Source organism: Nocardiopsis sp. JB363, assembly GCF_900143625.1.
In the GTDB taxonomy this organism is placed as follows: Bacteria; Actinomycetota; Actinomycetes; order Streptosporangiales; family Streptosporangiaceae; genus Nocardiopsis.
This window is the reverse complement of record NZ_FRFF01000183.1, coordinates 1-17,239: the sequence shown is the minus strand read 5'-3', so window position 1 is coordinate 17,239 and position 17,239 is coordinate 1. Positions and strand designations below refer to the sequence as shown.

At 67.0% G+C, this 17,239-nt stretch carries 16 protein-coding genes; 7 read left to right on the top strand and 9 right to left on the bottom strand.

Features of this window, described 5'->3' with window-relative positions; genetic code table 11:
• Positions 1-19: 19 nt before the first annotated feature.
• From BQ8420_RS28020 to hisG, 5 genes are all read left to right on the top strand, one after another.
• Positions 20-1,375 carry a glycosyltransferase family 4 protein gene (locus BQ8420_RS28020; RefSeq protein WP_160049475.1) on the top strand — a complete coding sequence of 452 codons (1,356 nt, stop codon included), beginning with the start codon at positions 20-22 and terminating at the stop codon, positions 1,373-1,375.
• Positions 1,372-2,982: a carbamoyltransferase C-terminal domain-containing protein gene (locus BQ8420_RS28015; protein ID WP_160049473.1), complete on the top strand. Its 1,611-nt coding sequence runs from the start codon at positions 1,372-1,374 to the stop codon at positions 2,980-2,982. Before BQ8420_RS28020 ends, BQ8420_RS28015 begins: the two co-directional genes overlap by 4 nt.
• Positions 2,979-3,695 (top strand): hypothetical protein, encoded by a 717-nt coding sequence (locus BQ8420_RS32085; RefSeq protein WP_160049471.1) that lies wholly within the window; start codon positions 2,979-2,981, stop codon positions 3,693-3,695. Before BQ8420_RS28015 ends, BQ8420_RS32085 begins: the two co-directional genes overlap by 4 nt.
• Positions 3,692-4,873 (top strand): dGTP triphosphohydrolase, encoded by a 1,182-nt coding sequence (dgt, locus tag BQ8420_RS28010; RefSeq protein WP_160049469.1) that lies wholly within the window; start codon positions 3,692-3,694, stop codon positions 4,871-4,873. The genes BQ8420_RS32085 and dgt overlap by 4 nt, the downstream gene beginning before the upstream one ends.
• Positions 4,874-4,941: 68 nt before the next feature.
• Entirely contained in the window at positions 4,942-5,799 is an 858-nt protein-coding gene (gene hisG / locus BQ8420_RS28005; RefSeq protein WP_235006531.1) for an ATP phosphoribosyltransferase, read from the top strand.
• A 271-nt stretch (positions 5,800-6,070) separates the two neighbouring features.
• Here the strand turns inward: hisG and BQ8420_RS31695 are convergent, their stop codons facing one another.
• The 8 genes from BQ8420_RS31695 to BQ8420_RS27970 all read right to left on the bottom strand — a co-directional run bounded on the left by BQ8420_RS31695 (position 6,071) and on the right by BQ8420_RS27970 (position 13,858).
• Positions 6,071-6,433, bottom strand: a complete 363-nt coding sequence (locus BQ8420_RS31695) for a hypothetical protein (RefSeq protein ID WP_143847611.1) — start codon at positions 6,431-6,433, stop codon at positions 6,071-6,073.
• Positions 6,434-6,934: 501 nt separating this feature from the next.
• Positions 6,935-8,140, bottom strand: coding sequence for a TetR/AcrR family transcriptional regulator (locus BQ8420_RS28000; protein WP_160049467.1), 1,206 nt, complete (start codon positions 8,138-8,140; stop codon positions 6,935-6,937).
• Between the two features lie 34 nt (positions 8,141-8,174).
• Positions 8,175-9,722, bottom strand: coding sequence for an AMP-binding protein (locus BQ8420_RS27995; protein ID WP_087102921.1), 1,548 nt, complete (start codon positions 9,720-9,722; stop codon positions 8,175-8,177).
• Between the two features lie 72 nt (positions 9,723-9,794).
• Positions 9,795-10,916 carry an acyl-CoA dehydrogenase family protein gene (locus BQ8420_RS27990; protein ID WP_235006530.1) on the bottom strand — a complete coding sequence of 374 codons (1,122 nt, stop codon included), beginning with the start codon at positions 10,914-10,916 and terminating at the stop codon, positions 9,795-9,797.
• Positions 10,917-10,955: 39 nt separating this feature from the next.
• The gene (locus BQ8420_RS27985; protein ID WP_087102916.1) at positions 10,956-11,786 is read right to left on the bottom strand and encodes an SDR family NAD(P)-dependent oxidoreductase; all 831 of its coding nucleotides are present in this window, start codon (positions 11,784-11,786) and stop codon (positions 10,956-10,958) included.
• Positions 11,787-11,791: 5 nt separating this feature from the next.
• The gene (locus BQ8420_RS27980) at positions 11,792-12,220 is read right to left on the bottom strand and encodes a MaoC/PaaZ C-terminal domain-containing protein (RefSeq protein ID WP_087102914.1); all 429 of its coding nucleotides are present in this window, start codon (positions 12,218-12,220) and stop codon (positions 11,792-11,794) included.
• Positions 12,217-12,675, bottom strand: coding sequence for a MaoC family dehydratase N-terminal domain-containing protein (locus tag BQ8420_RS27975; RefSeq protein ID WP_087102912.1), 459 nt, complete (start codon positions 12,673-12,675; stop codon positions 12,217-12,219). The genes BQ8420_RS27980 and BQ8420_RS27975 overlap by 4 nt, the downstream gene beginning before the upstream one ends.
• Before the next feature lies 1 nt (position 12,676).
• Positions 12,677-13,858, bottom strand: coding sequence for a lipid-transfer protein (locus tag BQ8420_RS27970; protein ID WP_087102910.1), 1,182 nt, complete (start codon positions 13,856-13,858; stop codon positions 12,677-12,679).
• A 126-nt stretch (positions 13,859-13,984) separates the two neighbouring features.
• Between BQ8420_RS27970 and BQ8420_RS27965 the strand changes: the two genes are divergently transcribed.
• Positions 13,985-14,866 (top strand): SMP-30/gluconolactonase/LRE family protein, encoded by an 882-nt coding sequence (locus BQ8420_RS27965; RefSeq protein ID WP_087102908.1) that lies wholly within the window; start codon positions 13,985-13,987, stop codon positions 14,864-14,866.
• 9 nt (positions 14,867-14,875) lie between these two features.
• Positions 14,876-16,231 (top strand): cytochrome P450, encoded by a 1,356-nt coding sequence (locus BQ8420_RS27960; protein WP_143847609.1) that lies wholly within the window; start codon positions 14,876-14,878, stop codon positions 16,229-16,231.
• A gap of 241 nt (positions 16,232-16,472) precedes the next feature.
• Here the strand turns inward: BQ8420_RS27960 and BQ8420_RS27955 are convergent.
• The coding region (locus BQ8420_RS27955) for a zinc-binding dehydrogenase (RefSeq protein WP_143847607.1) at positions 16,473-17,239 on the bottom strand (767 nt) is incomplete at its 5' end.

Here is a 17,239-nt window from a genome sequence, read left to right as displayed (position 1 = left end):
CCGGATGATCGGAGCCTTGATGGCCGTATTTCCCTCTGCCCTGCACGTGTTGACCTATGACGTTCGTGGGGTGATGACCGCGACCGGAAAGGTCAAGCCCACACGCCAGACCGGGCTGGTCCAGCACACCCACCAGTTTCTGGCCGCGATGGTCGAGCACCACCCCCACACCGAGGTGACCATCACCCGCACCGGCACTGAGCGCCCCGGGTTCATGGGCACACTGCTCACGCCCGAGGGTCAGCGCGCTGAGCTGCGCGGGGTGGCCACCGCCTTCCCCCAGTACCTGGCCGACCCGGTCACCGGAGGCAAGGACCCGGCGCGGGTGCACCGCTACTATGAAGACCTCATCGACCAGGACACCAACCCCATCTGGGAGAGCCTGGCCCGCCAGTACACCGAGCAGGTCCTGGCCGCGCGCACCCCTGATCTGCTGGTGCAGAACATCAACCCGCTCGTGGCGCTTCTCAAGGCCGAGGAGTTCGGTCACCTCAGGCCTGAGCAGGCCGAGCGGTTGCAGATCACCGGCGTCATCCACGACTGTGCCCAGATGCGCGCCCGGTTCGGCTACCTCGCCTCCCGCCTGGACCACACCCGCGCCCGCGTGCGCCTGATCGCGGTCTCCGAGACCATCCGCCAAGCCCTCATCGACGCTGGAGTGGACCCGCACGCGGTGGTTCGCGTGTTCAACGGCATGGACACCGGCCACTTCCTCGACCAGCTGGCCACCGTGCGCCGCGAGCGCGTCTTCGAACAGGTGCGCGTGCGCAGCCGCGTATCCGACCAGGGGCCGGTGGTGTTGCTCTCGGCCCGCCGTGTGCCCTGGAAGGGTCACATCGACCTCATCGACGCCGTCCACTACCTGCACACCAACGGCGACCTGGGCGAGACGGTCGTGGTGATCAACGGGGCCGGGCTGCTGGACACCCGCACTCCCCTCTACGAGCAGGAACTGCGCGAACGAATCCAGCGCAAGGGACTGCAGGAGCACGTGTTCTTGCTGGACGCGCTCACTCCCGCGGAGGTGGTCAGTTGCTACGCCGGCGCGTATGTGGCCGTGCACCCCAGCCGCGAACCCGAGCCCTTCGGCTACACCAACATCGAGGCGATGCTCGCCGGGGTGCCGGTCATCACCACCGCGCACGGAGGCCCCGCCGAGTACATCGACCACGCCCACTCGGGTCTGCTGGTGCCCCCATGCGACCCGCCAGCCCTGGCCACGGCGCTGCACCAGGTGCTGAGCGACCCCGCGCTACGGGACCGGCTCTCGGCAGGGGGGCGTGCCACCGCCCTCACCTTCGGCCTGAAGCCGATGTTCGCCGCCTACGCCCAGACCATCGCCCGCCCCACCCCCGCGAAAGCGAGCCAGCGTTGAGCACCTACATCCTCGGCGTCAACGCCGGTACCGCCACCTTCCACGATGCCGCCGCGTGCCTGATCGACGAAGAGGGCACCGTCCTGGCCTACGTCGAAGAGGAACGCCTGAGCCGCGTCCGGCACGCCGTGGGCACCCACATGCCGACCCTGGCCGTCGACGCGTGCCTGCGTACCGCCGGAATCGAAGCCCATCAGGTCGACGCCGTCGCCGTGGGGTGGGACGAACCCCGACTGGCCGCCGCAGCCGGACGCCGGTGGGAGTTCACCTCCCCCTCCCACTTCCTGGCGGCCCTCGGGCTGCCGCACCGGCCCAGCCTGCACTTCGTACCCCACCACCAGGCCCACGCCGCCTCCGCCTTCCACGCCAGCGGGGCTCAGGACAGCGCCGTGGTGGTGATCGACGGTAACGGAGAGAGTGAGGCGACCTCGCTGTGGCGGGCCCGCCGGGGCCACCCTCTGGTTCAGGTGGCCATCTGGCCGCAGGCGACCAGCCTGGGTCACCTCTACGAGGCCGCCTCGGCGTGGTTGGGGCTGGGCAAGCGCGGCGCGGGCAAAACCATGGGCCTGGCCGCCTACCACACCGGCCAGCGACCCGACCCCGGATGGTTGCGCGTGGGCGAGCACGGGGTGATCTCGGCCCTGGGCGATGACCCCGCCCTGGACTACGCCGCCACCCGCGCCCGGTGGGCCAACCAGGTGACCCGCTTCGCCGGGGCCACCGGACCCTCCCACCCGCCCGCGACCCTGCCCCAGGACGAGCGGGCCGTCCGGGTGGCCGCGGCCGCGCAGACCACGGTGGAGACGACCGTGCAGTGGCTGGTGGGCCAGGCCCGGGCGCTGACCGGACTGGAACAGGTGTGCATCGCCGGAGGCGTGGGGCTCAACTGCGCGACCAACGGCCGCTTGCCGGGCCCGGTGTACGCCCCCCCGGTCCCGCACGATGCCGGGGTGGCCCTGGGTGCGGCCTGGACCCTGGCCGCACCCAGGGAGCCCAAGGTCCTGGACCCCTACACCGGCCCTGCCCCCGGTCCGGTGCCCGACCTGGGCGGAGGCCGGGCGCAGGAGGTGGAGGCCGAACGTGTGGTCGATCTCCTCGAACAGGGCAAGGTCGTGGGGGTGTGCAGGGGGCGCAGCGAGGTCGGCCCTCGGGCCCTGGGGCACCGATCGTTCCTGGCCCTGCCGACCGATGAGGGCATGCGCGCGCACATGAACCGGCTCAAGCGCCGCGAGCAGTGGCGGCCCTTCGGGCCCCTGACCCACCGCGAAGACCACGCCTGGTGGGAGCCCTCCGAACACCTGCACCGCTACATGCTCGGTGCCGCCCACCTGACCCAGGACGGTGCGGCCCTCATGCCCGCGGTGCGCCACCACGACGGCACCACCCGGCCCCAGCAACTCCCACCCGGCGGGGAGGACCTGGTGTGGGAGGTACTGGAGGTCCTCAGCCAGCGCGGCCACGCCCCGGTACTGCTCAACACCAGCTTCAACGGGCCCGGAGAACCGCTGGTGCAGAGCGCGACGCAGGCGCTGGCGTGTGCGCGCCGCCTCGGGGCGGACGCCGTGGTGCTCGACCAGGCGCTGGTGGAACTGGGAGGCGCGACGTGACCGTGACCCGGGCCCAGCCGCCCGCCGGGTACACGCTGGTGGGTGAAGGAGAGCACAGCCGCGTGTTTCGGCCCGACCCGGGGAGCGGGTTGTGCGTGCAGTACTTCAAAGCCCAGGCCCCCGAGCTGACGCCGGACAAGATCGAGGAGGAGTACGCCTACCTAGTGCAGGTCTACTCGTCCCGGTGCCCGCAGCTGCTCCCCTCCCAGGTCCTGATCCGTCCCTCGCCCGACGCGGCGTTGTGCCAGATGGTGCTGGTCAAGGAGTGGGTCCAGGTGCACCCCACGGTGCGGCTGAACCTCAGCACACGCGCCGAGTTGCCCGCCACGGCCCTGGCGGACCTGCACGGGTTCATCACCCTGACTCGGGAACTGCTGGAGCGGGTGTCGCGAGAGCAGGTGCTGTTGCCCGACATCATCGACTACCGGTTCCAGAACCTGTGCGTGGACTCGGCAGGGCGTGTGCGGTTGGTCGACACCAACCGCCTGATCAACACCAACGCGCTGCGAAAACTGGCGCCGGGGCGCAGTCTAGACCTGGATCGGCGGTGGATCCACGGCCGTCTCCTGCGCCGCTTGATGTACCTGGAAGCCGCCTTCGGCGGTCGCACGCGCGGCGACCTGCTGGGCGATGGCCTCTACCGCCGCTACCTGGACCAGGACACCATGCACCGACTGTTCGAAGACAGCCGCGCCGAGGGGGAGATGCTGTGAACGAGCACGATCTCCAGCGACGCCACCCCGCCCCCGAAAGCGGGGGAGATCCCCTCGGTGAGGACTACGCGCTCCTGACGCGCTCCCATGCGCTGCGGGCCCTGGGAGGAAAGTCCCAGTCCCTGGGGCTGCACGAAGGCACCACCAGCCCCCGCAGCCGCTTGACGCACTCGCTGGAGGTGTCCCTCATCGCCGGGCGACTCGCTGAACGGCTCGGAGCCCATGGGCGCCTGGCCCAGATCAGCGGCCTGGCCCACGACCTGGGCCACCCCCCGTTCGGGCACTATGGCGAGAGCGTCCTGAACGCCCTGGCTCACGAGGCCGGGGGGTTCGAGGCCAACGCCCAGACCCTGCGCATCCTCACCCGACTGGAGGTAACCGAGGCCGGGGTGGGATTGAACCCCACCCGCGCGACCGTGGACGCGGCCTGCAAATACCCATGGCCACGCCAGGAAGGACGGCGCAAGTTCGGAGTCCACCCCCAAGACGTCGAGGCGTTCACCTGGGCCCGGCAGGGCGTCCCCGCCGCCCACGTGCGCGTTGAGGCGCAGATCATGGACTGGGCGGACGACGTCGCCAACGCCACCGGCGACTTCGAGGACGCCGTACGCGCACAGCTCTTCTGCCCACGCATGCTCGCCGCCCCAGAACACCGCCGCTTCCTCAGCGCCCTGGCAGCACAGGACCTGACCGAGCACCCTCAGGAACTGATCGACGAGGCCGCCCAACGCCTCCTGGGCTCAGCCCCTCTGCGGGAACTGGTCGGGGCCGGGTTCGACGGTTCCCCCTCAGCCGAACGGTTGGTGCACACGCTCACGCAGGCCCTGACCACACGGTGGATCCGCGCCGCCACCGCCCACGGGGATCCCGTACGTGGCCACCACGCGGACCTGCACGTCGAAGCCGTCGCTGAGGCCGAAGCGGCCTGGATCACCGCCATCACACTCCACCACGTCCTACGCCCACCCCAACGACGCCGCCACCGACCCCAGGCCAAGGCCGCGCTGGAGCACCTGTTCGAACACCTGCTCACGCACCCCAACGGCCTGTCCCCGCGCTTGGGGGTCAAACGCGACCACGCTTCACCCACCTCACTCATTCGCGCTGTCACGGACCACATCGCCTCCATGACCGAACCACAGGTGAACGCCTGGGCACGAGAGCAAGGAGTGTGGTGAACCCCCACCGCCACCACCCGGGATCTGGAATCATGAAACCCCAACACCGAACACACGAGAGGTCACCCATGTCGCCCCTGCTGCGCGTCGCCGTCCCCAACAAGGGCTCACTGCACACCAAAGCGGTGGCGATGCTCCATGCGGCCGGGTACCAGCAGCGCACCGACTCCAAGGAACTCGTCATCACCGACGAAACCAACGGGATCGAGTTCTTCTACCTGCGCCCCCGCGACATCACCACCTACGTGGGCTCGGGCCAGCTGGACATGGGCATCACCGGCCGGGACCTGCTCAGCGACTCGGCCGCGCCGGCCGAAGAGGTCCTCGCTCTGGGCTTCGCCCGCTCCACCTTCCGCTTCGCCGGTCACTCTGAGACGGCGCGCAGCGTGCACGACCTGGAGGGCAAGACCATCGCGACGTCCTTCCCCACAGTGGTCGCCAAGCACCTTACCGACCACGGCGTCGAGGCCGCAGGGATCGTGCGCCTGGATGGCGCGGTCGAGACCGCCCTGCGCCTGGGAGTGGCGGACGTGATCGCGGACGTGGTCGAGACCGGCGCGACCCTGGCCCACCTGGGCCTGGAAGTCATCGGCGAGCCCATCATGAGCTCGGAAGCCGTCATCGTCCAGGGAACTCCGGAGGTGGGCAGCGACGTCTCGCGGCGGTTCCTGCGACGTTTGGATGGTGTCCTCACCGCCCGGGACTACGTCCTGCTCGACTACGACATCGAGGTCGCCAACCTGGACCAGGCCGTAGCTATCAGCTCGGGCAAGGAGGGGCCGACGATCTCCCCACTGCACCGGGAAGGCTGGTCAGCGGTACGGGTGATGGTGCCCACCGCCAAGACGCACACGATCATGGACCAGCTGGAGCAGGCGGGAGCCCGAGCCATCCTGGTCACCAAGATCCAGGCCTGCCGCGTCTGAGACGGGCGAAGGTAGGGGCGGGTTCGGGTCGGACAGCACCGATCCCGCCCCTGCGGCGCAGCCCCGCTCTGCTGGCCGAAGTTCTCTCCATCCACTGCGGGTAGCAGCTGACCCCCGCCGAGCTCGGCTACGGCCCAGCCAAGGGCACCGCCTACCGAGGTCCCGGCGACATCCTCACCGACCTGGCGCCGGCCACCGCCGCTCGCCACCTCAAGTAACGTTGACCACTCCTCGGGGGTTAAGCCCCCTATGGGCTAGGGTGATGCCGACATTAATGCGCATTCCGAATCCGTTCGGATACTTGCTCAGCCAGTAGTACGGCATGGCGTGTGGCCAGCTCGTGCTTTTGTGAATCGGCCACTGCCAGCCAGATCAGCACAGCCTGTGCTGAAGGCGGCTCGTTCAGTTCGGCGACCCTGCGCCCGATCCGATAGCTCACACCTGCGTTCAAAGCATGGGACGCCGCGCCTTCGCGTCCCCTGGCCTGCCACTCGAGGTCGGTCAGTGCGGTCGACAAGCCCTGGCGCCGCACAGTCGTCAAAAACGTTGAAACCGTAGCGAGCATCCCTTCGGGTGCCCTTTTCACGATCGCTTCAGCCTCGGCCTTGACACCCTCATCCAGGCGAGTCGCCAATTGCGGATCCTTCCCAGGAGTACGACCATCTTACCGAGCGCCCCTCGAACGTGCAGGGGATCCATTGAGGCGCAATGACAGCTTCGACAAGGTTTAAGGGTGGGGGCCGGTCAGATCTTCAGTACAGGGTGAGGTTAGTATGCCGCACGCCTCCCATACGGGCGATGAGTTCACCACACTGAGTCGGCCACGCCCATATCCTGGGCATGTGCTCACCACGTAGTTGGTGGTGTTGAAGTGTCGAAAGTACTCTAGACGCCGGGGATGCTCTTTCAGAGAACGGGATGAGGAGCCTCGAGACGTCATCTGCAGGTACCCCCCGAACGTCGGCACACGCATACCCCGCCGCTAAGGTGTCAACGGCAAGCCTGCCGAGGAACGCCGCCACCCACATGTCCAGATCGCCCGCGCACGCCTACCGGATGTGTGGCCAGGACAGAGGTCGATTCCACGAAGTGATCGATCCCGCCCATCGCTCATCCACGGCGCAAGCTGATCCGGTCATCGAGCAGGTGATTCAACGGGTGTCGGGACGGCCAGGATGACCAGGCCGAGCTGTTTCATTATTGCGCGTGACGCGGGTAGAGCACGCAGTTTGGGGGTCCGGGCCAAGTCGTTGGCGACGTTCACCACGATGCCCACGCGCAAGCGGGCCTCGGCTTCGGGTAGATCGGGGACCACAGTGCGCATCAGAGTGACCCATTCGTTGATGTATTCGCGCTGGGTCTGCTTGCTCTGCTCACGTGCCTGACCAGTCAGGTGTCGAGCCTCGCGCAGCAAGATGGTGACGTAGGTGTGGTGATCGGCTACGAAATCGACGTAGGAGGCCAGGAGCGTGGTCAGGCCCTCATCAGGATTGCTGGCACGTCCCAGGGCGCGGTGCATGTCGTAACGCACCCACTCATCTCCGCGGGCCAGTAGCGCCGCCAGCAGATGTTCTTTGGACTCGAATTCGCGGTAGACACCGGAGGTGGCCACCCCCGCGCGAGAACCGATGTCTTCGATGCCCACGGACGTGTACCCGTATTCGGCCCAGAGCGTGAGTGCGCTCTGCAACAGTCGCTCACGTCTGGCCGAGGGGAAGAGCCCTATTCCTTGAGATGATGGTGGGCTCGCCTGAGCCGGTTCGGGCGACAGGCGTGCGATAGCCAGGATGATGTCGTGTAGTACTCGTTGGTACCGCTTCTTCGACAGAGCTTGGGGGCGGGTGGAGGTCGAGGAGAGCACCGAGCACAGGCTCTGAGTCAGGAGACGGGTGTCCTGATCGGTGAGTTCGGGGCGGTGCCGCGCCAGCAAGGAGGCCAACAGGCGCATGGTGTGGGACACCTCGGCGCGCAAGAGCGCGTATTCCTCCGAGGGCAAGGCCCGTGCTTCGCGTAGCCAGAGCAGACCCAGCCGATCACTTTTCACGGCCGCGCGGGCCAGCCCCTGGGCGACAGTATCCAGATCAGTGTTCTGGGTGTCCTCGATGGTTTGGCGCACAGGCTCCATCTCGCGCATCACCGCGGCGGTGAGCAACTGGGGTTTGCCACGGAAATGGCGGTAGAGCGCTGTGGGGGTCACGTTGACGGCCGCGGCCACCGAACTCATGGACACACTGTCGTAGCCGTGGTGGTGGAAGAGTTCGGTGGCTGCGGTGATGATCAGCTCGCGCCGGTTGGGCGGTCGGGTGCCACGAGCGGGCGCCTGCCTGGTCTGGTTCGGCATACCTCTCCTGGCCCAGCGCATGGATCTGGGCGGATCATCCGATAGGTCGATTCTCCTGAGGCCAGTAAGCCTTACGGAGTTTGCGCTTGAGAATTTTACCCGTACTCGCCAACGGCAGTTCGGCGACCAGTTCGCTGCTGCGTGGCGCTTTATAGGCAGCGATGTGAGTCAGACAGTGCTGGCGCAGTTCCTCGGTTGAGGGCTCATGACCGGTGCGGGGCACCACCACCGCGTGCACCTTTTCCCCCCAGACCTCGTCGGGAACCCCGATCACTGCGCAGGAGGCCACTCCGGGGTGTTTGGCCAGGGCGCCCTCCACCTCTGCGGAGTACACGTTCTCTCCGCCGGTGACGATCATGTCCTTGAGCCGGTCCACCACGAACAGGTAGCCGTCCTGGTTCATGTATCCGACATCGCCGGTGTGCATCCATCCCCCGCGCAGCGCCTGTTCACTCTCCTGGGGGCGTTTCCAGTAGCCCGACATCATGTGGTCGCCGCAGGCGACGATCTCTCCGACCGTGCCCCGGGTCACCTCGGTGTCGTCTTCATCGACCACGCGGACCTCGGCGTGCGGGGCCGCACGGCCGGCGGAGGCGCGCAGTTCGGGCTGGTCGTGGTCTGCGGGGCGCAGGATGGTGGCGACCGGCGCCAGTTCGGTCATGCCGTAGGCCTGAGAGAACTTGGCGTTGGGGAAGAGTCGGCGTACCCGTTCCAGCAGGGGCTGGGAGATGGGAGAGGTGCCGTAGAGCACATGCAGGACACCGGACAGGTCATAGCGGCTGGCCTCGGGGTGGTCGACCATCATTTGGAGCATGGTCGGCACCAGGAGCACGTCGGTGATGTGCTCGCTCTGCAGGGTGTGCAGGACCTGGTTGGGCGTGAAGGTGGGCAGGAACAAGTGGGTGGCGTTTTGTAGCTGTCCGGTGAGCCAGATGAAGATCTCGGCCATGTGGAACAGCGGGGCCACGTGCAGCATGCGCCCGCCCGAGCTGATCCAGTCACCGCTGACCAGGGTCCCCAATGCGCTGATGTGGATGTTGTCGTGGCTGAGCATCACCCCCTTGGGGGTACCGGTGGTGCCGCCGGTGTAGAAGATCCCGAACAGGTCTTGGCCGCCGCGTCGGGCATCGGGCACAGGTGCGGTTTGGGTGATGAGCTGTTCGTAGTCGAGCATGCCCAAAGGGCAGGTTCCGCTGCCGCAGTAGATGAGAGTGTGCAGGTCTGCGCACTGCTCGCGTAGCTGTTGGGCGGCACCGCACAGTGGTTCATCGACCAGCAGGACCGAGATTTCGGCTTCGGTGATGGCATGGGTGAGTTCGGGCACGCTCCACCGGTAGTTCAGCGGTGCCAGGGCCGCATCGGCCCAGGGCACCGCCAGCAGGTATTCGTGGTACCGGTCGCCGTTCAAGGCCAGCATACCGACGCGGCCCCCGGAGGCCACCCTCAGTTTTTGGAGTGCGCCGGCCAAACGTGCGATGCGGTCCGCGGACTCGGCCACGGTGCGCACACGCCCCTGGTGTTGGGTCAGGGGCCGGTCGGGATCCTGTTGGAGAGCATTGTGCAGGGACTGAGTCAGGTACATGGTGGGCTCCGTTGCGATGCTGTGGTTGAAAGGGGGGTGGGCGCTCGGGGCGTGGCCGGTCTGGGTCTGTGCTCACAGGTCGCGGGCGATGATCTCCTTCATGATTTCGGTGGTGCCGCCGTAGAGGCGCTGCACTCGTTGGTCCACCCACAGGTGGGCGATGGGGTACTCGGCCATGTAGCCGTAGCCGCCGTGCAACTGCAAGCACTGGTCGAGCACGACCGAGGCGTGTTCGGTGGTCCAGGACTTGGCCATGGCCGCGGTGACCGCGTCCAGGTCCCCGCGCAGGTGTTGGGCGATGCACGCGTCGACGAAGGTGCGGGCGATGCGTGTGTGGGTGGCAGCCTCGGCCAGGGTGAAGCGGGTGTTCTGGAAGTCGAAGATCCTCTTGCCGAAGGCGGTGCGTTCCTTGGTGTAGGCCAGGGTGTGTTCCAGAGCGGTTTCCATGGCCACGACCGCGGTGATGGCGATGGTCAGCCGCTCCTGGGGCAGTTGGTTCATCAGCTGGGCGAACCCGTGTCCGGGTTCACCACCCAGGACATGGTCGGCGGGTACCCGTACCTGGTCCAGGAACAACTCGGAGGCGTCTTGGCCGCGCTGGCCGATCTTGTCCAGGATCCGGCCGCGTTGGAACCCGGGACGGTCGGTTTCCACCAGCATCAGTGAGATGCCGCGGCTGCCCGCCTCGGGGTCGGTTTTGGCCACGACGATCACCAGATCGGCTTGGGAGGCGTTGGTGATGAAGGTCTTGGCACCGCTGATCACGTACTCATCGCCCTCACGATGGGCGCGCGTGGCCACCGCTTTGAGGTCCGATCCGGTGCCGGGTTCGGTCATGGCGATGGCCGCGACGACCTGCCCGGTGGCCATGGGCGGTAGCCAAGTGCGTTTTTGCTCCTCGGTGCCGTAGGCCAGCAGGTAGTGGGCGGCCACCATGGAGTGCACCGCCACACCCCAAGCGGTGTCACCCACCCGGTTCTGTTCTTCGAGTAGGACGGCCTCATGGGCGTAGGTGCCCCCGCCGCCGCCGTACTCCTCAGGGATGGACAGGCACAGCAGCCCCGCCTTCCCGGCCGTGGTCCACAGTGAGCGGTCCACATGGTGTTGCTCGCGCCAGCGCTCTTGGTGCGGGGCCAGTTCCCTGGCGGCGAAGGTGCGGACCAGGTCGCGTAGAGCGGCCAAGTCCTCATCCATCCAAGGCGAAGGGTTTTTCGAAGGCATGGTGGGCCCTTTCTAGATCATGAAGCCGCCGCCGCACACGAGGGTCTGGCCGCTGATGTAGTTCGACTCGGGGGAGCACAGCAGGTAGACGGCACCGGCCGCTTCCTCGGGGGTCCCGGCCCGCCCCAGGGGAATGGAACGCTCCATCTGCTCCAGCAGTTCGGGGTTCATACCGATCTTGATGTCGTTGCCCTGAATGCTGATGGTGCTGTCGCCGTCGGCGCTGGCCGCGGTGAGCCGGGTGTGGATCATCCCGTAGGCCACGGCGTTGACCGTGATGTTGTAGCGCCCCCACTCCTTGGCCACGGTCCGGGTCAGCCCTTCGACGCCGGCCTTGGCCGAGGCGTAGTTGGCCTGCCCGACATTGCCGCCCACCCCGGCCAGGGAGGAGATGTTGACGACCTTGCGGCACGGCACCTGTAGGCCGGCGGCGCGTTCGGCCTTGACCGCGGCCGAGATCACCGGCTGGGCGGCGCGCAGGATCCGAAACGGTGCCTTCAAATGCACGTCCAAGATCGCGTCCCACTGGTCGTCGGTCATCTTCTGGATGACGTTGTCCCAGGTGAATCCGGCGTTGTTGACGATAATGTCGATGCCGTCGAAGGCCTCCACCGCGGTGGAGACGAATTCCTCGGCGAAGGCCGGCGCGCTCACACTGCCCACGCAGGGCACCGCCTGCCCTCCTCTCGCCTCGATCTGGGCCACGGTGTCCTTGACCGGGTCCTCGTCCAGGTCGTTGAGGACGATGCGGGCCCCTTCGGCGGCCAGTTTGAGGGCGATGGCCTGGCCGATACCGCGTCCGGCGCCGGTGACCAGAGCGGTCTTACCTTGCAGGTTCGTCATCGTTCTCACATGCCTTTCATGGGTGGGTACGCAGCGACGGTCGCATGGCCGCTGAGTGTGGTGGTGCCGTCGGCGAGTTGGACGGTGACCTGAATCGTGGCCCTGAGCTCGCCGTGCTGTTCGTGGACCTCGGCCACCATGCCCGAGCACACCGGTGCGGCGTGTACCGGCGTGATGGCGGTGAAGCGCACATGCAGAGTGCGTAGGCGATCCTGGGGCACCCATGCGGTCAACATCCGGCCGAGGTAGGCCATGCCGAGCATGCCGTGAGCGAACACGTCGTCCATGCCCGCGGTGTGTGCGGCGTCCAGGTCGATGTGGACGGGGTTGTGGTCCCCGGACCCACCGGCGAACAGGGCCAAGGTGGTGCGGGAGATCGGTGCGATCTCCAACGGGGGCAGCTGGTCGCCGACCTGCAACGGTGTGGTGATCATGGGCTCACCTGCGGATGGCGCACCACGACCACATCACCCAGCTCCGCGATGGGAGCTCCGTTGGTGTCGGTGACCTGGAAATGTCGGGTGAGTAGCTCCATGTCACCGCCCTTCTTGACGGCGTAGTCGCTGATACGACCGGTCATGGTCAGCTTCTGTCCCGCGTAGGCCATCTGGTGGTAGGTGAAGGACTGCTCCCCGTGCAAGACCCGAGCAGGGTCCACCCCCAGGTCCTCCAACCAGCCCAGGGACCGAGGAACCTCGTGTTGGAGCGCGGCCAGGAAGGTGGGCGGGGCGGGCAGGTCAGGGTGACCCGCAGCACGGGCGGCAGCCACGTCCACATACACCGGCTCTACCAAGCCGATGGCCTTGGCGAACAGGCGCAGCCTGCCCCGCTCCAAGCGCAAGGCCGTGGTGGGCAAGACGGTGCCGACCACGTCGGGTGACAGAGCCATGTCAGTCCACCTTCTGGTAGAGGGTGACCACGCAGGCCCCGCCCAGGCCCAGGTTGTGCTGCAGGCCCACCCGGGCCCCCTCCACCTGGCGATGTTCGGCACGCCCCTGCAACTGCCAGACCAGTTCGGCACATTGGGCCAGTCCGCTCGCCCCCAGAGGGTGACCCTTGGAGAGCAGACCACCGGAGGGGTTGGTGACCACACGACCCCCGTAGGTGTTCTGCCCGTCCATGATGAACTTTTCCGCGGTCCCCTCAGGGGTCAGACCCAGCCCTTCGTAGGTGATCACCTCGTTGGTGGTGAAACAGTCGTGCAGCTCCACGACGGGAATCTCTTCAGGGCCGATCCCGGCGGCCTCATAGACCTGCTCGGCCGCGCGGCGAGTCATGTCCGCCCCCACCAGGTTCATCAGGTCGCCGGTGAACGAAGAGGGCTCGTCGGTGGTCATGGCTTGGGCCACGATGTCCACGCCCGCGCCCAGGCCCCTGCGGCGGGCGAAGTCGGGACTGCACACGATGGCCGCGGCCGCCCCGCAGGTGGGAGGGCAGCACTGGAGCCGGGTCAGGGGGCCGAATACGTGAGGTGAGTCCAGGACCTCTTCCACGGTGAGGGGGTCGCGAAAGACCGCGTTGGGGTTGTTCGCGGCGTGCCGGCGGGCCTTGACCGAGACGTGTGCGAACACCTCCGGGCTGATGCCGTAGCGCTGAGCGTAGGCCGTGCCAGCACCACCGAAGAGCTGTGCGGCCAAGGGGACATCGGGGTGGGATCCCTGGACGGACTCGGCCACGGCGGTGAACTCATCGAAGGGGCTGGGCCGGTCGTCCCACAGCGAACCCAACGCTCCAGGGCGCATCTGCTCGAAACCGCAGGCGAGCACGCACTCCGCGGCCCCATTGGCCACGGCCTGTCGGGCCAGCCACAACGCCGAGGAGCCGGTCGAACAGTTGTTGTTGACGTTGACCACCGGGACGCCAGGCAGCCCCACCCGATAGAGCGCATTCTGCCCAGATGTGGAATCACCATACACATAGCCAGCATAGGCCTGCTGGATATCGCCCAGGCTCAGGCCGCTATCGTCCAGGGCGTCGATGATCGCCGTGGCGGCCATGTCTGTGTATGGGCTGGTGTGTCTTGGTGTGGAGAAGGATGACATCCCCACTCCGGCGATGCGCACAGGAGTCATGCTCGGCTTCCTTCTGGGTAATGATCGGCTCTACGTATTGTGATCTTTTGAGAACGCTGGTTCACTTACCTGTCTACCCCATGAGCGAGGGTCTGCCAATAGGCCCCAGAAACGAAGGAGCAGGTCATGGTGACAAGACAGACCGCCACGGTGGTGCAAGCGGGGTTCCAGTACCTGGAGGGAGCCCGCTGGTACAACGGTGAACTGTGGTGCTCGGACATCCCCCGAGGGCTGGTCTACCGAATCAACCCCCAGACCGGGAAAGCGATCGTGGTCGCTGACCTCCCGGACGCCAAGCCCTCCGGTCTGGGATTCCTCCCGGATGGGACCCCGCTGGTGGTCACCCAGGCCGACTCGGCGCTGCGCCGGATCAACCCCAACGGCACGGTCGAAATCGTTGCCAAACTCGACCACGTCGCCTTCGCCGCCAACGACATGTGGGTGGACTCCCAGGGGCGTGCCTACATCACCCAGATCGGCTACGACCTGTTCAACGGCGGCCAGGCCCAGCCCTGTGGCGTGGTGGTGGTCAGCCCCGAGGGTGAGGTGTCCACCGCCGGTGAGGGGCTGGTGTGCCCCAACGGCATCGGGCTCAGCCCCGATGGCAAAACGCTGTACGTCTCCGAAACGTTCAACTTCCGGCTGAGCGCCTTCGACGTCGACGCCGAGGGCGAGCTGACAAACCAGCGCGTCGTGCGTCAGTTCGACAGCCTGGAACAGGACGCCCTGGACGGATTGTGTGTGGATGCGGAGGGCGGGGCGTGGGTCACCGCGCCCTTCTCCGGCCAGGTGCGCCGCCTGTCCCCCCAAGGCGAGGTCACCGACATCGTGGACACGGCCACCGCAGGGCACTTCGTGGTCTCCTGCGCCCTGGGCGGGCCTGAGGGGCGCACGCTCTACCTGTGCGCCGCCGAGACCGACATGGAGCGCATGGCCAACAACTTCGAAGGCACCTCGCGTGTGGAAGCCGCCCAGGTACAGATACCCGGCCTGAGGCCAGCGCGCTAAGGAGAGACGATGGGACGTCCTACGGGACGAGTGCAAGGCGGGCCACCCCCGGTGCACCTCTATGAGGGAGTGCCCGATGACCGCGAGGAGTTCTGGCGAGGGCTACGCAAGGTCTACGGAGACGTCGCCCCGGTCTATCTCGAACCGGGGGTGCCCGCTTGGCTTCTGCTCTCCTATGAAGTCAACCGACAGGTGATGGTCGATAATCACACCTACCGGTGCGATCGCCGCTACTGGCATGACCTGGAGCACGGCATCATCCCGGCCGACTCCGGGGTACGGGCCATCAACGAAAAACGCCAGAGCGTGCTCTACGTCGACGGTGAGGAACACCAGTTCCTGTCCACAGGCCTCCATGAGGCCTTCTCCGCACTGGACCAGCAACGCGTCCTGGCTCAGATCCAGCAGGTCGCTGAAGAGTTGGTCGATGATTTCTGCGCCCGCGGCCACGCCGACCTCATCGGTGAGTACGCACGCCTGCTACCCCTGAACGTCCTGGGACGCTTGCTCGGGCTGGGCCAGGCCGAGGTCGGTGAACTCGCCGTGTCCATGGACAAACTCTGGAGCGGGGGCAGCGAGTCACCCCAGGGCGCGGCCGAACTCAAAGTACTACTCACCCAACTGGCCCGGAATCGGCGCGCGAGCCCTGGAGACGACCTGCCCTCACACCTGATCGCCCACGGGCAAAGCGACACCCAGGTGTGCGACCAGCTGACACTGATCATCGCCGGTACCAACGATCTGGTCACCAACACCATCGGGGCCGCACTGCGCCGTCTACTGATGGACACCTGGTTGGCCTCCAACCACGCCGGCTCCCAGATGCTGATCTCCGAAACCGTCAACTACGTGATGCTGCACTCCACACCCATGGAAATCCTGGTGGGCCGCTTCCCCACCCGAGACGTGCGCTTAGGCCACTACTCCATTCAGGCGGGAGACTGCCTGGTACTGGGGTTCTCCGCAGCCAACATCGACCTGCTGGACCGCACCCCCCACGCGCAAACCGCTTTCACACGGGCGCACCTGACCTTTGGAACCGGGCCACACCGCTGCCCCCGCCATGGTCGAGATCTGGGACAAGCGATGGCCGAGACCGCCCTGAGCACCATCACCAGCAGACTGCCCGACCTGCGTCTGGCCGAGCCCCCCGAACAACACCGCTGGGTCCCCCACGTCAACGTGCGGGCCTTGGTCGACCTTCCGGTGCGCTTCACCCCGATCCACCCGCGGTCCGGTCCTCCGCGCCTGGAACAGATGCACTCCCAGCGCAGGGACTACCGCGAAATCACCTCCCGCGAACCCGAACCGGCTCCTGCCACTACAGCGTGGTGGCGGCGGCTCCTCCCCCAACAGAAGGAGTGAGCAGATACAGCCAGCACGCGGTGTTTCGAACCTGGACTATCCAGGACCGGAAAGCTCGTCACTCCGTCACAGGTGACGAGCCCTGGATACGTCCCCCGCCGCCCGACCTACCAGGGGCGGCGTGCCCCACCTGAGACCCAGGGGTGCGGGCTGATGGCGGCCCCCGAACCAGCCTCGGGGGCCGCCATCCTTTATGTACACCAGGTCTGGGCCAAGGTGTCTGGAAACCTTTCGGTGTTTTCTAGGGAAGATCAAGATCGGCCTGACCTGGAGCGGCGTTGACGAGCGCGACCATGTTGCCGGGCGGTTGCCTGTTCTCGCTCATGAGCTGGTGGGCCTCACCGATCTCGTCGAACCCGACCACCCTGGACACACATGGGTCGAGTCGGCCGTCCTCGACCAGATCGATGACCATGCGGCACTGGGCCGGCGAGGCGAAGTGGGAGCCCTGGAGGCGCTTGAGACGCATCCATAGGAAGCGCAGGTCCACGTCGGCCTGGAAACCGGAGGTGGCTCCGCAGAGGACGACCATGCCCGAGTTGTCGCACAGGTACAGGGACGTGGGTAGGGTGTCGGCCCCCACGTGCTCGAACACGATGCGGGGTGAACGCCTCTCCCCCAGTTCGGCCCAGAAGCGCTTCCCGAAGGCACGTACCCCGCGGAACCACTCCGCGTAGGCCTGGGTGTCGCTCTCGTCGGGGGTCCGCCCCCAGTGGTCGAACTCGGTGCGCAGGATGGTGCCGACCGCGCCCAGCTCTCGGCACAGCTTCGCCTTCTCCTCGGTGGAGACCACGGCGACGGGCTTGCCACCGACCTGGCGGGCGAGCTGGATGGCGGAGGTACCCAGACCGCCCGCGCCACCCCAGACGAGGACGGGATCGCCGGGGCGGACGGTGTGGGGCGGCCAGCCGAACAGCTGCCGGTAGGCGGTGGCGGCGCTGGCGAGGAAGCCGCCGGAGACGTCCCAGGGCAAGGACGGGGGCTTTCGGTGCAACTGAACGTCACGGG